The 14,217-nt window shown below is 64.0% G+C and carries 12 protein-coding genes; 6 read left to right on the plus strand and 6 right to left on the minus strand.

What is annotated here, in order from left to right; translation table 11 throughout:
* The first annotated feature begins 69 nt into the window (after positions 1 to 69).
* The 6 genes from trpA to purF all read left to right on the plus strand — a co-directional run bounded on the left by trpA (position 70) and on the right by purF (position 6,301).
* Positions 70 to 873: a tryptophan synthase subunit alpha gene (gene trpA, locus JYK05_RS14285; protein ID WP_206469137.1), complete on the plus strand. Its 804-nt coding sequence runs from the start codon at positions 70 to 72 to the stop codon at positions 871 to 873.
* Positions 874 to 936: 63 nt separating this feature from the next.
* Positions 937 to 1,809 (plus strand): acetyl-CoA carboxylase, carboxyltransferase subunit beta, encoded by an 873-nt coding sequence (gene accD, locus JYK05_RS14290; RefSeq protein WP_206469139.1) that lies wholly within the window; start codon positions 937 to 939, stop codon positions 1,807 to 1,809.
* Between the two features lie 78 nt (positions 1,810 to 1,887).
* Entirely contained in the window at positions 1,888 to 3,198 is a 1,311-nt protein-coding gene (folC, locus tag JYK05_RS14295; protein WP_206469141.1) for a bifunctional tetrahydrofolate synthase/dihydrofolate synthase, read from the plus strand.
* A gap of 39 nt (positions 3,199 to 3,237) precedes the next feature.
* Positions 3,238 to 4,074, plus strand: coding sequence for an SPOR domain-containing protein (locus tag JYK05_RS14300; RefSeq protein ID WP_206469143.1), 837 nt, complete (start codon positions 3,238 to 3,240; stop codon positions 4,072 to 4,074).
* 12 nt (positions 4,075 to 4,086) lie between these two features.
* The gene (locus JYK05_RS14305; protein ID WP_206469556.1) at positions 4,087 to 4,620 is read left to right on the plus strand and encodes a CvpA family protein; all 534 of its coding nucleotides are present in this window, start codon (positions 4,087 to 4,089) and stop codon (positions 4,618 to 4,620) included.
* Positions 4,621 to 4,753: 133 nt separating this feature from the next.
* On the plus strand, positions 4,754 to 6,301 hold the full coding sequence (purF, locus tag JYK05_RS14310) for an amidophosphoribosyltransferase (protein WP_175940926.1): 1,548 nt from the start codon (positions 4,754 to 4,756) through the stop codon (positions 6,299 to 6,301).
* A 36-nt stretch (positions 6,302 to 6,337) separates the two neighbouring features.
* Here the strand turns inward: purF and JYK05_RS14315 are convergent, their stop codons facing one another.
* The 6 genes from JYK05_RS14315 to JYK05_RS14340 all read right to left on the minus strand — a co-directional run bounded on the left by JYK05_RS14315 (position 6,338) and on the right by JYK05_RS14340 (position 14,188).
* A complete protein-coding gene (locus tag JYK05_RS14315) occupies positions 6,338 to 7,141 on the minus strand; it encodes an AraC family transcriptional regulator (RefSeq protein ID WP_206469145.1) in 804 nt (267 codons plus the stop codon).
* A 9-nt stretch (positions 7,142 to 7,150) separates the two neighbouring features.
* Complete coding sequence (locus JYK05_RS14320; RefSeq protein ID WP_040049973.1) at positions 7,151 to 7,492, minus strand: FKBP-type peptidyl-prolyl cis-trans isomerase; 342 nt, start codon at positions 7,490 to 7,492, stop codon at positions 7,151 to 7,153.
* An 81-nt stretch (positions 7,493 to 7,573) separates the two neighbouring features.
* Positions 7,574 to 9,007, minus strand: coding sequence for a hypothetical protein (locus JYK05_RS14325; protein ID WP_241269960.1), 1,434 nt, complete (start codon positions 9,005 to 9,007; stop codon positions 7,574 to 7,576).
* Between the two features lie 131 nt (positions 9,008 to 9,138).
* Entirely contained in the window at positions 9,139 to 11,496 is a 2,358-nt protein-coding gene (locus JYK05_RS14330; protein WP_371826444.1) for a polysaccharide biosynthesis tyrosine autokinase, read from the minus strand.
* A 413-nt stretch (positions 11,497 to 11,909) separates the two neighbouring features.
* Positions 11,910 to 12,974 carry a glycosyl hydrolase gene (locus JYK05_RS14335; RefSeq protein WP_206469149.1) on the minus strand — a complete coding sequence of 355 codons (1,065 nt, stop codon included), beginning with the start codon at positions 12,972 to 12,974 and terminating at the stop codon, positions 11,910 to 11,912.
* A 23-nt stretch (positions 12,975 to 12,997) separates the two neighbouring features.
* Complete coding sequence (locus JYK05_RS14340; RefSeq protein ID WP_175940930.1) at positions 12,998 to 14,188, minus strand: glycosyltransferase; 1,191 nt, start codon at positions 14,186 to 14,188, stop codon at positions 12,998 to 13,000.
* Between the last annotated feature and the right edge of the window lie 29 nt (positions 14,189 to 14,217).

Consider the following 14,217-nt stretch of genomic DNA (forward strand, 5'->3'; position numbering starts at 1 on the left):
CGAGCCGCCGCTTCGTCGCTGAAACGCGTCGAATGATCGACGCTAACGAATACGCTTACGAGAATTCTCATGTCCCGTATCAAGAACACTTTCGCGACGCTTGCCGCGCAAGGCCGCAAAGGGCTGATTCCGTTCATCACGGCGGGCGATCCGAACCCCGAGCAAACCGTCGAATTCATGCACGCGCTCGCTAGGGGCGGCGCGGACGTCATCGAACTGGGCGTGCCGTTTTCCGATCCGATGGCCGATGGCCCCGTCATCCAGCGTTCGTCGGAGCGCGCGCTGGCGCGCGGCGTGACGCTCAAGCGCGTGCTCGCCGACGTGACGCGCTTTCGCGAGACCGACGCCGACACGCCTGTCGTGCTGATGGGCTACGCGAATCCGATCGAGCGCATGGGCGCGGACGCGTTCGCGCAAGCCGCGAAGCAGGCGGGCGTGGACGGCGTGCTCGTCGTCGATTACCCGCCCGAGGAAGCCAGCGATTTCGGCGCGACGATGCGCGCGGCCGGCATCGATCCGATCTTTCTCCTCGCGCCGACATCGACCGATGAGCGCGTGGCGGCGGTCGGCAAGATCGCGAGCGGCTACGTGTACTACGTGTCGCTCAAGGGCGTGACGGGCGCGGCAAATCTGGACGTTTCCAGCATCGCGAGTAAAATCCCGGCCATCAAGTCGCAGGTGCCGCTGCCGGTCGGCGTCGGCTTCGGCATTCGCGACGCAGAGACGGCCCGCGCCGTCGCGGAAGTCGCGGACGCGGTCGTCATCGGAAGCCGGCTCGTGCAGTTGCTCGAAGAGGCGCCGCCGGACACGGCCGCCGCGTCGCTCACGAGCTTCATCGCGGAAATTCGCGCGGCGCTCGATTCCGCCAAATAACATGTGCTGCCGCGGCCGTCGTCGACGGTGCGCGGCGCTGCCCCGATCAGTCAAGGAACAACGATGAGCTGGCTCGACAAACTGCTGCCGCCCAAGATCAAGCAAACCGATCCCAAGAACCGCAAGAGCATCCCGGAAGGGCTGTGGGTGAAGTGTCCGTCGTGCGAAGCGGTGCTGTACCGCAACGACGTCGAGGCCAATCTGCACGTTTGCCCGAAGTGCAGCCACCACATGCGCATCGGCGCGCGCGAGCGGCTCGACCGCCTGCTGGACCCGGAAGGCCGCTACGAAATCGGCCAGGAAATCGTGCCGGTCGACGCGCTCAAGTTCAAGGACAGCCGCAAGTATCCGGACCGCCTGAAAGAAGCGATGGAAGACACCGACGAAACCGACGCGATGGTCGTCATGGGCGGCGCGATCCATACGCTGCCGTGCGTGGTCGCATGCTTCGAGTTCGCGTTCATGGGCGGCTCGATGGGCTCGGTGGTCGGCGAACGCTTCGCTCGCGGCGCGCGCAACGCGCTGGAGCAGAACGTGCCGTTCATCTGCTTCACGGCGTCGGGCGGCGCGCGCATGCAGGAAAGCCTGCTTTCGCTGATGCAAATGGCCAAGACCACCGCCATGCTGACCAAGCTCGCCGACGCGAAACTGCCGTTCATCTCCGTTCTCACCGACCCGACGATGGGCGGCGTGTCCGCGAGCTTCGCGTTCCTGGGCGACGTCGTGATCGCGGAGCCGAAGGCGCTGATCGGCTTTGCCGGCCCGCGCGTGATCGAGCAGACGGTGCGCGAGAAGCTGCCCGAAGGCTTCCAGCGCGCGGAATTCCTGTTGCAGAAGGGCGCGATCGACATGATCGTGGATCGCCGCAAGATGCGCGAAGAAATCGCCCAGTTGATGGCGCTGATGACGCGACAGCCGGCCGATTCGGTGACTTGACGCCGTTTTGTGCCCGCGCCGCGCCGCGCGTGAACCGCGAGGTTCCGCGCGGCGTTTTTGCTTTTCCGACTACCGAACATGACCACATTTCCCACTCTCGACGCGTGGCTCGCTCATCTGGAAGCGGCGCATCCGGTCGGCATCGACATGGGCCTCGCGCGCATCGGGCGCGTCAAGGAGGCGCTCGGCCTGCGCTTCGACTGCCCGGTGATCACCGTCGGCGGCACGAACGGCAAGGGCTCGACGTGCGCGATCCTCGAAAGCATTCTGCTGCGCGCGGGCTATCGCGTGGGCTGCCATACGTCGCCGCATCTGCTGTCGTTCAATGAACGCGCGCGCCTCGATGGTGTGGAAGCCACGGACGGTGACTTGCTGGAACACTTCGAAGCCGTCGAGAAGGCGCGCGTCAGTTTGCCGGATCCCGTTTCGCTGACGTATTTCGAATTTACGACGCTCGCCATCCTGCATCTGTTCGCGTCGCGCGGGCTGGATGTCGTCATCCTCGAAGTGGGGCTCGGCGGGCGGCTGGACGCGGTGAATATCGTCGATACGGACTGCGCCGTGGTGACGAGCATCGACATCGATCATGCGGACTATCTCGGCGACACGCGCGAGAAGATCGGCTTCGAGAAGGCGGGCATCTTCCGTCCGGGCAAGCCTGCCGTGTGCGGCGATCCTTCGCCGCCGCAGACGCTGATCGACCATGCCGCCGCTGTGGGCGCGGATTTGTGGCTCGTCGGCCGCGACTTCCGCTACGAAGCGCAGCCGGGCAACGAACGCCAGCAGTGGAGCTACATCGGCCGCACGCAGCGGCGCGCGGCGCTCGCGTATCCGGCGCTGCGCGGGGCGAATCAGCTCATCAATACGTCGGCGGCGCTCGCCGCGCTGGAGGCGCTGCGCGACCGCCTGCCGGTGTCCGCGCAGGATATTCGTCTCGGGCTCGCGAACGTGGAATTGCCGGGGCGCTTTCAGGTGCTGCCGGGCAAGCCGCAGATCATTCTCGACGTGGCGCACAATCCGCACGCCGCCGCCGTGCTCGCGCAAAACCTCGGCAACATGGGCTATTTCCCGTACACCTACGCGGTTTTCGGCGCGATGGGCGACAAGGACATCGAGGGCATCGTGAAGCAGCTCGCGGGCGAGATCGATCACTGGAACGTGACCGCGCTGCCGACGCCGCGTGCGGCCACCGCCGACCGCCTGGAAGCTGTCCTGCGCGATGCCGGTGTCAACGACGGCCCCGACAGCAGCGTTCTCCGATTCGAGACCCCGGCCGATGCATTTCGAGACGCGTTAAGTCGCGCGTCCGAAAATGATAGAATCGTGGTTTTCGGCAGTTTCTATACGGTGGCTGGCGTCATGGCCTACCGCAAATCGCAGCATCACTGAGACGGCAGGCCGTCTGAAGCTTCTCGCACCAAGCCATACATGGGACTTTTCTCGTTCGGCAAGAAAGACGACGCCCGCGCCGCGAGCGACGCATACTCCGATTCCCCGCGCGGCTCGCGTCATACCGTGCGCACGGAGCGCCGCACGCGCCGCACCGACCGTCCCGATGCCGACGCGATGATGCTCGACCCCACGCTTCCCGAGAAGCAGCGCGCGCGCCGCAGGCTCGTCGGAGCCATCGCGCTGGTGCTGGCGGCGGTCATTGTTTTGCCGATGGTGCTGGATTCGCGCCCGAAACCCGTCGCCGACGACATTTCCATCGATATTCCAAACCGCGCCGCGCCCGCCGCGAAGCAGTCCCGCGAGGCGAACGACGCGGACACGCAGGCAGGCGTCGCGCATGAGTCGCCTGCTGCGGCAACTGACACGGCCAACGTGGCCGCAGGCGTGACGCAGCCGCAACCGTCGGCTTCGGCGCCTGCTGCCGCTGCGCAGGCGAAGCCGGAAGCGAAGGTTGACAGCAAGCCGGCACCCGTTGCCAAGGAAGCCGCGAAGCCGCAGGCCCAAGCGGCCGCGGAAAAGGACGCCACCGCAAGCCCGGCATCGGGCGCGGCAAACACGCCGTCGTCGCCGGCCGGCAGCCGCTTCGTGCTTCAGATCGGCACGTTCGACGACGACACGGCAGCGCAAAACTGGGTCAACAAGTTGAAAGCCGCGGGCGTGCCCGCATATCTCGAACATCGTCAGCAGTCGGATGGCTCGTCCCGCGCGTTGTTGCGCGCAGGACCGTTCCCGGATCGCGCGTCGGCGTCCGCCGCGCTCGTCAAGGTGCGGCAGGCGGGCCTGGCCGGCGGCAAGCGGTCGGCGTCGAACTAAGCGTCGATGTCGATGTTCACGAGCTTCGACTACGCCGTGATGGCCGTGATCGGCTTGTCCGCCTTGCGCGGCATGTGGCGCGGGTTGCTCGCCGAAGCCTTCGGGCTGATTGGCTGGGTCGCTGCCATCTTGATCGCGGGCCGGTTCGTGAGCGTGGTGGTGCCGTACATCCCGGCATACTGGCCGGGCGGCGCGCTGACTCAGTGGCTCGTCGCGTTTTTGCTGGTGGTCGGCGCGGTGCTGCTGCTGTCGAGCGTGCTGTCGGCGCTGCTCACGCGCATCACGGAAGTGACGGGCCTGCGCGGCGTGGATCGTTCGCTCGGCCTGCTGTTCGGCCTCGTCCGAGGCGCTATATTGGTGGTGATTCTGGTCGCGCTCGCAGGTCTGACCGAATTGCCGCAAAAGGATTTCTGGCGTCACGCGCTGCTGCGGCCCATGGCCGAGCAAGGCGTGCGCGAATTGAGACCGCTTCTCCCCGATACGCTCGCCGCGTATGTGCACGTCGCACCGCAATCAGGCGACACGGCGCCAAGCGCCGCACAATAGACGAACGGCAGGCTACACGAGGAACGCGCGACGGCCAGTTGCGCAGCCGAACGCGCCCGCTCGCGCGGCTCGTTCGACCTGGCGCGACGCCGGCACGCCTCTCTACCGTTTCGACTCTTTGAAGGACCATGCCATGTGCGGCATCGTAGGTGTAGTTTCCCAAAGCCCCGTCAATCAGCTCATCTATGACAGCCTGCTGCTCTTGCAGCATCGCGGGCAGGATGCGGCGGGAATCGCGACAGCGAACGGCAACAACTTCCACATGCACAAAGCCAACGGCATGGTGCGCGACGTGTTCCGCACGCGCAACATGCGCAGCCTGCCGGGTAACGTCGGTATCGGGCAAGTGCGTTATCCGACGGCCGGTTCGGCGTCGAACGAGGAAGAAGCGCAGCCGTTCTACGTCAACGCGCCGTTCGGCATCATCCTCGCGCACAACGGCAACCTGACGAACTGGATGCAGCTGAAGGACGAGATGTTCCGGATCGACCGCCGGCACATCAACACCGCGTCCGACACGGAAGTGCTGCTGAACGTCTTCGCGCACGAACTGCAACTGGCGAGCTCCGGCCTCGAACTCGACGAAGCCGCGCTGTGGAAGGCGGTCGCGGGCGTGCATCGGCGGGTGAAGGGGTCGTACGCAATCGTCTCGCTGATCGCGGGCTACGGGCTCGTGGCGTTCCGCGATCCGTTCGGCATTCGTCCGCTCGTGCTCGGCAAGCTGGAAACGTCGACGGGCGTCGAGTGGATGGTGGCGTCGGAATCGGTGGCGATCGAAGGTATCGGCTTCGAATTCGTGCGCGACATCGAGCCGGGCGAAGCGATCTTTATCGACGCCGACGGCAATCTGCACAGTCACCAATGCGCCGAAAAGCCGGTGCTCAATCCCTGCATCTTCGAGCTCGTGTATCTGGCGCGTCCGGATTCGTGCCTCGACGGCGTGCCGGTCTACAACGCGCGTCTGCGCATGGGCGACTATCTCGCCGAGAAGATCAAGCGCGTGCTGCCGGACGTGCCGATCGACGTCGTGATGCCGATTCCCGATTCGTCGCGCCCCGCCGCGATGCAGGTGGCCGCGAAGCTCGGCGTCGAATATCGCGAAGGCTTCTTCAAGAACCGCTACGTGGGCCGCACGTTCATCATGCCGGGCCAGGCGGTGCGCAAGAAGTCGGTGCGCCAGAAGCTGAACGCGATGGGCATCGAGTTCAAGGGCAAGAACGTGCTGATCGTCGACGATTCGATCGTGCGCGGCACGACATCGCATGAAATCGTGCAGATGGCCCGCGATGCCGGCGCGAACAAGGTGATTTTCGCGTCCGCCGCGCCGCCGGTGAAGTTCCCGAACGTGTACGGCATCGACATGCCGACGCGTGGCGAACTCGTCGCGCATGGCCGCAGCGACGAAGAGGTAGCGCGCATGATCGGCGCGGACTATCTGGTGTATCAGGACGTCGAAGACCTGAAGAACGCGGTGCGCGACATTAATCCGGCGCTGAAGGATTTCGAGGCGTCCTGCTTCGACGGCAACTACATTACCGGCGACGTCACGACCGACTATCTGGATCGCATCGAAACCGCGCGTCTCGCGCCGCAAGAGCAGACGGACCGCGACATCGCGGGCGAGGCGCTCGAAGGCGGTCCCGCGCGTTCGCAACTGCATCTACAACTGTCGGTGGAATAAGCGTTCGTCGTGGCTTCGAGAAGCCCGCTCCGTCGATCAGACGAGCGGGCTTTTTTGCGTCTGTTGCTCGCGCGGCGTCTTGAATGCGCTGCTGCGCCATTGTCCCGGCGCCATGCCGAAGCGCTTGGAGAACGCATGCGTGAATGCGCTTTGATCCGCGAAACCGACTTCGAGCGCGACATGCGTGAGCGAGGCGCGCGGATCGGCGAGCAGGGTCAGCGCCGTGTCCAGACGCAGGCGATGCAGATAGCGATGCGGCGTCTCGCCGAACGCTTCGCTGAACAACTGGTGAAAGCGCCGCATGCCGAAGCCGCAATGCGCGGCGAGATCCGCGATGCGCAGCGGCTCGCACAGATGCGCACGCAGCCATCGGTCGATGCGCGCGAAGTCGAGGCCGCGCGATTCGGCATTGAGCGACGCGCTTGCATCGGCCATCAACGCGCCGCACAGATGCGTAGCTGTTTGCCAGGCCATGCGCGAGGGCAGGGCGCTACCGTCGCGATCGAGCCGTAGCGCGACGCTCGCGACGAGTTGCGTGAGAGAGGAATCGAGATCGACGGTACGCGCGCGCTCGAAGAAACGTGCGGGCACCGCGACCGATGAAGCGGGAAGATCGAGCACGAGCTGGCGATTGACGCCTTCGGCCCAGTACTCGTGACGCGCGCCGGCAGGAATGATCCACGCGCGATGACGGTCGATGAGCGATTCGCCGCCATCCACCGCCATGCCCATTGCGCCATCGAAACCGAGCACGATCTGATGGAAGTCGTGCTCGTCCGACGCCTGCACCGCTTCATAGCGGCGCAGCGAAACGGTAGGGCGGGGGACCGGCGCGTTCATGCCGCGAGCTCAGACGTCGAGCAGTTCCACTTCGAAGACGAGCGTGGCGTTGGGCGGAATCACGCCGCCCGCGCCGCGCGCGCCGTAACCGAGTTGCGGCGGGATGGTAAGACGGCGCACGCCGCCGACCTTCATGCCCTGCACGCCTTCATCCCAGCCCTTGATGACCATGCCCCCGCCGAGCACGAAGGCGAAAGGATCGTTGCGGTCCTTGCTGGAGTCGAACTTCTGGCCGTCGGTCAGCCAGCCGGTGTAGTGCACGCTGACGGTCTTGCCCGCGACGGCTTCGGCGCCTTCGCCGACGGTGACGTCTTCATACTTGAGACCGGAATCGGTCGTGACTGTCGACATTGTTTGCTCCTGGTTGCACGGCTCTACGCCGATGGTCGAAACCACCATTGTAGAGCGTAGCAACGAAGCAAGTCATGGCGATCAGGAGTGACGGCCGCGCGGATTCATGCGGCTGCCGATGCGCGGCCGTTTCGCGGTCATCGGCGAGCCGAGCCGCGCGCCGGCGTTCGGACTCACGCTCACGCCGAAATCGGGGCTGATGTACGAAGGCTCCATCGCGTTGCCCTGAACGCGGTCGCGCGTGTCGCTCCTCGCGAGCTTCAGCGCCCGCACGCGCACGTACGCCATCGCGATGAACGTCCACGGCGAGAGGTACGCGAACTCGGGCACCGACACCATCATCATGGTCCACGTCGCGACGCAGCACTGCCGCAGCGCCATGCCGCGCGCGTCCCAGTCGAGCTTGAAGGCAGGGTAGAGCATCAGCACGCTGACGCCGACGAGACCGACCACGCCCGTGTTGACGAGCAGCGTCGAGAACAGGTCAGTGGAGCGGATATAGCCGAAGCCGATGCCGAATAGCTGGTTCAGCGGGGAAGCATGCACCCACAAGCGCAACGACTCGAAGAACAGCATCGCGCGGTCGGAGCCGGACTCGTTCTTTCCCTCGAGCTTGTCCATCACCATCTGCTGGAACAGGTCGGCGATATAGTCCTGCAAGACGAACGCGACCACCGCGAGCAGGAAGAGGCCGATGAGCGCCTTGATCGGATTGATGCCGAGCTTGCGCATGCGAATGAGCGCGAAGACCGCATAGCCGATCAGCACCGTCGACGACGTGCTCATCACGAGCGAAATCCCGATGATCCACACCGGCCAGCGCAGGCGGGCCGTCGCGTTGAAGTAGATCCAGAACGGAAAGATGGACATGGCGTACATCGACGGCTCGCCGGTCAACGCCTTGAGACGCTGTATCGACATGCCGCCCGCGCTCACGACCTGAAACGAGCTGCCGTTCACGGTGCCGTCCGAACGCACGATGCCGCGGCCGAACTGGTCGCCGAACGCGCGGTTCGAGATGAAGTCGCCGGGCGAGCCCGTCAGCACGTAGAACACCACTTCATAGATACCGTAGATGGCGAAGAGCGTCACCGCCGCGAAAATCCACTGGTCCCACGTCGGCCGGTAGTAGTAGTACACGTACGCCGCATACAGCACGACCGCCGCCACGTAGATGGACTGCGTGAACATGCTCTTGCGCAGGATGAACGTGAGCGGGTCCTTATCGTCGACGAGCGCGATCTTGCTGAAGTCCGGATCGAACGGCGCCATCACGTCGGCGAGTTGCGTCGTGCAGACCATCAACAGCCAGACGAAGATGGCCGCGCCCACGAAGTGCATCCAGTTCTTGCGCGAACGGCCGCCGAACAGAAGCACGAGCGGCACGGAAAGAAAGCACATGAGATAGCCGATCGTCGTGCCCTGAATCGACGGGATCACGAGGAACGACGTCACCGGCATCGCAAAGGCCCAGATGCGGTAGTACTTGTCGAGCAGCGTTGCTTTGTCTTTCATCGTAGAGAGTGTGGCTGCGTCTTTTGTTTTGCTTGCCGTTGCGTGAGAAGGCCATGCCCCTGAAACGCAACGCCGCGTGACGGGCACGCGGCGTTTCGCTCAAGCAATGTTGCCTTGCTTCGAGACGTCCATCAGTTCGCCGACTTGAAGCTGCTCGTGTAGGCCGCCGCGTAACCATACGTGCGGCGGTTGCTGCGGCGCTTCGGAATGGCGTTGAACACCGAGCCGACGAGACGCCCGCCTGCGCGCTGCACCTTCTTGACGGTCTCTTCGATTTCCTCTTCGCTCTGGATGCCCGAGCGCAGAACCAGAACCGTCGAGCCCGCATCGCTTGCGACGATGGCCGCGTCCGTGACGGCGAGGAAGGGCGGGGTATCGATGAGCACGAGGTCGTACTGATCGCTCAAGCGCGCGAGCATGTCGCGGAAGCCCGGCATCATCAGCAGTTCCGACGGATTCTCCGGGTAGCTGCCGCACGACATGAACGAGAGCCCCGGCACGCCGACCTGACGAATCGCCTCGGCCGTGCCCACTTGACCCTTCAGCACTTCGGACAGACCGCCCGGATTCGACTGCTTGAAGAACGACGCGATATGGCCGCGGCGCAAGTCGCCGTCGATCAGCAGCACGCGCAGGCCGATCTCCGCGAGCAGAACCGACAGGTTCGCCGCGACGAAGCTCTTGCCCGCCGACGGAATCGGACCGGTCAGCATGACGATGTTGTTCGGCGCATTCACGAGGTCGCGATACAACTCGGTGCGCACCGCACGCAGCGCTTCGACGGCCGGATCATGCGGATAACGCGTCGCGAGCACGAAGGCGTCGCGGTCGGTATCGCCGAGATTCGGCATGGTGATGTCGTCGTGCGCTTCGCGCTTGATGTGCGGCAACGCCTTCGGCGCGCTGCCCGTTTGCGTGCCCGAAGACCCGAGCGCGTGACCGACCGGCGAGACCGAGATCTCATGATCGAGCAACTGCTGCTGGCGGCTGAAGAGCACTTCGCCGAGCACCGGCACCGAGAGGCGACGTTCGACGAACATCGGATCGGTGACGCCGATCATTGCGTGACGGCGCAGGAAGATGAAGAACGTGCCGACGAAGAAGCCGAGCGCCGTGCCCGCGACGATCACGAGCGGCTTATTCGGCTTGACCGGACGATGCGGACGCAGCGCGCTATCGACGATATGCGCGCCGCCGCTCGTGCTCGCGCGACGAATCGACAGCTCTTCGGCCTTGTTCATCATGCCGAGGTAGACCGTTTCCGCGACGCGCGCATCACGCGTGAGTTCGGCGCTTTCGCGTTCGGAAGCAGGCATGCTGTCGAAGCGCGATTGAATCTGCTTGTTGGTCTGCTCGTATTGCGAGATCTGCTGGTCCAGATTGCGAACCTGCGGGCTGTCCGGCGTGAAGCGCTGCAACGCTTGCGTGCGCTGAAGTTGCAGCATCGCGAGTTGCTGCATCGAAGTGATGCTGCCTTGCAGATACGCTTGCGCTTCGTTGATCGGCTGCACCGACTGCGACTTCGCGCGGAATGCGCTCAGGCGGCCTTCTGCGTCCTTCAGGTCGCGTTCGAGGCGCGGCAGTTCCGAGCGGATGAATTCGAGCGTCTTCGTATCGTTGGCCTGACGGCTCGCGACGGCGGCGGCGAGATAGGCCTGACCTAGCGCGTTCGCGACTTCGGCGGTTTGATCGGGATCGTCGCCGTTATACGAGATCTCGACGATGCCCGTGTCCTTCGTGGACTCGGCCACCTTGATCGACTTCAGCAGCAAGTCGATGGCATCCAGCGTGTTGTAGCGCGTGACCGTGAAGTGCACTCCCGGATGACCGACCGCGCCGTCCACGAGCATCGACACGCCGTGCGCCGAAGCGGGACGGCCGATGGTGCCGCGCAGGATCACGTTGCCGTCCGGGTCTTCGAGCTGATACTGATTGTTGTCGAGCAGCGTGAAGTCGAGCTTCGCGTCTTCGAGCGACGGCGGTACGTCCAGACGCGAGATGCGCAGATCTTCGCCGCCCCACGCATACGACTTCATGCCGAACCATGCGGGCGCGAGATGGCCGCGCTCGGCGAACATGCTCGCGATCCAGCCGAGCACCGGCATGGCATGCGGCTTGACCTTGATATCGAAGTGGAACTGATTGACGACCGGCTCCAGCACCGAGCGGCTCTTCATCACCGAGATTTCTGCCGGCGCGAGCTGAGTGGCCGACATTTGCGGCTGCTGCGCCTGCATCTGGTTCTGCGGCGCGATGCCGAGCGCGTTCGGATCCGGAGGATCGACGCGCACGACGACGTCGGCCGAATAGATCGGCTTCGCGAGGAAAGCGTAGGCGGACGCGAGCGCGGCGGCCGCGGCGATGAACACCAGCAACATGCCGATGTGATCGCGCAGCAGCTTGATCATGTCGCCCGCAGTGAATTCATTGTCGTCCTTGCCAGGACGCGAAGATCCAGAGTTGACGTATAGCGTGTTCAAAGGCGGCATCCTCTGTTCGAATGTTGAGCGTGGTTTTCCGGGCCTGACAGGAACGCAAAGCCCGCGCGGTTGGCCGCGTTACGTCGTTCGTGTTGTTTGTCCGGCGTGGCCGGGAGTGTCAAAGGCTTCAGGCGGTACGGCTCGTCGAGTTGCGCTCGAACGAGGAGAGCGCGAATCGTCGAGGCGCTCTATCGATCTGCAACGGCAGGGTGTTCGCCCCACGCGTGTGTGCGAATCGACACCATACGCCCAAAAAATATGTAGCGTCAGGCTAATCTTCCAGCCTTGAAGTGCTTACGTCTGTTAAGTAGCGAACGAAATATGGAGCGTAATGGCGCGTACCGCACTTGCATGAGCGGCGTTTCGGGCGATACTTACTGATTTGGCTCGAACGCCATTCTTCATACCTAACTTTTTTTCCGTTACGGCATCGGATTCGCTTTGATGAAGTCGCGCACGACGTCGAAGCGCGGCTTGCGCGTCTGCCCGTCGTCGTGAATCACGCCATAATTTCCGTCGCCGCCGAAGCGTTCGTCGTCGTAAAGCTCGTAGAGCGTGACGTTTTGAATGTCGTACGTTTTAGCCGCCTTCACAAAGCCCGCGAGCGCGTCCTTGCCGGTCAGATAACCGCCCGGGTCCGCATGGTCCGGGCGCACGCCGAATTCCGTGATCCAGATGGGCTTGCCGTAGCTATCACGCAGACGTTCGAGCACATTGACCTTTTTCGGGCCGGCCGCCGTGATCGAACCCATGTTCGAATACCAGTGCCACGCGGTGATGTCCCATTGAGGAATGGGGTGACCTTTCGTGCCGTCCGGTTGCGTGCCCGCGAAGAGCATGTCCGTGAAGCCGTAATGCAGCCATCCGAATGACGTGAGCAGAATCTTCGCGTCCGGGTTCGCTTCGCGTATGCCTTTGATGAGGCCGAGTATCGAGCCACGCGCTTTCATGAATCTCGCGTTGTCGTAATCCGACGGATGCTCGCCGCTGCGATCCGAGCCGAGAATGGTCCAGTTGTCGTACTCGTTGCCGACCTGATAGTAAGTGACGAGACCCTTCAACACGCGCCCCGCCGTCTTGCCGAGCGCATAGCCGCGCTCGAAGGTTTCCTGCTCGTTCGCGCGCTTTTGCGGCTCGAACGGCGTCACGAGCGCGAGCACGCCGATGCAGGATTTCGCGGCCTGACGCGCGAAATCCGCGACGAGATGCGCGCTGTCTTCACTCGACACGTCCTGCGCGTACATGGTGACGCCGAGATCGCGCAGTTGCGAAATCTGCAGGCCGAAGTCGGTCGTGCGATAAGCGCCGCGATGTTCGAGATGCCCGACGACGCCGTAGAACACGCCATTCGTGCGATCACCGCACTGCATCTTCGGCGCACCCGACGGTGCGGAATGCACCGCGCTAGTTCGCGCCTGCACCACGGCCGAGCCGCACAGCAGCACGCCGACCAACGAGATTGCGACCCACAGCCTTCGCTTCAACATTCATCCCTCACGAGAAAGCCCGATCAGCCCGGAACATCGGAGTGTTGCGGCGATGCCGGATCGAACGCGCCGCGGCACGGCATGGCGGGCAGCATGACGTTTTGCGCTTGCGCATCGAACGCTTCGCGCGAGAAGCGGCGGCGGAAGCTGTTGGCAAGCGCGGTCATCGGCACGTCGCGCGCGGCAAAGATGCGCTCGACGAACGCGTCGTGATCGCCAGGCCGGAAGAGCAGCGCATTCGGCAAGTACGAATCGAGGCCCGAGATACGCGACACGACGATGGGCCGCTCGGCCAGCACCGCTTCGATCATCACGAGCGGCACGCCTTCGAAGGCCGACGGCAACACGAGCGTATCGCTCGCGACGATATACGGCAGCACGTCATGCTTCGGCCCAACGATGCGCACGCATGCCGACAAGACCGGGCTCGCGTCGACCATTTCGGCAAGCCGCGCGGCATCCGGTCCTTCGCCCACGATCAGCACGACCGTGCGCTTGAATGCGTCGGCATGCCGCTCGATGGCTTCCATCAGAAAGTCCTGGCGCTTTTGCTTGAAGTTGATGCGGCCGATATGCGCGATGATCGTCGTGCCATCGTCCGGCAATCCCAGCGCTGCGCGCGCCGCGGGCTTCGTCAGCATGGAGCGGCTGAAGCGGTCGTCGACGTAGTTTTCGAGGATCATCGTGCGCGCCTGAGGCGCGAGCGCGCGCAACTGCCCGCGCAGATGTTCGTTAAGCGTGACGAATTCATCCGGCATGCGGTACAGCACGCGTTTCACGAGCCACTTCATCTTGTCGGTGACGCCGGCGTGTTCGGGCGCTTCATCGACGAGCGGCAGATAGCTCAGGGTCGGCACGCGTGCATAACGTGCTCCCAAAAGGCCCGCGAGGCCGGATGCAATCGTGCCCTGCGCGATCAGCAGTTTCGAAAGGTTGAGCGTGCGCAGCGTCGCGGCCGTCGAGCGAATGGCGCGCAAGAGCGCGAAGAGGTCGCCTCTAATGGACTCCGCCGTGTAAGCGAGCCCGATGGTGCGCACCTTCGCATGCTGGCGGCTCAGATCGCTGACATAGCGGTAAAGGGCTGCGTTCGTTCGCGGCACGAGAATGTGGAGCGTGTCGACGCTTCCGCTCGAAATAAGCGCGAGCATGAAACGCTTGAGCATCTCCTCGTGCCCGCCGTTGATGCCCGAATCGCAATAGATTCCAACGTTCACTGTATTTCCCCTGTCGCACGCGTGGGCGC

Source organism: Caballeronia sp. M1242, assembly GCF_017220215.1.
In the GTDB taxonomy this organism is placed as follows: Bacteria; Pseudomonadota; Gammaproteobacteria; order Burkholderiales; family Burkholderiaceae; genus Caballeronia.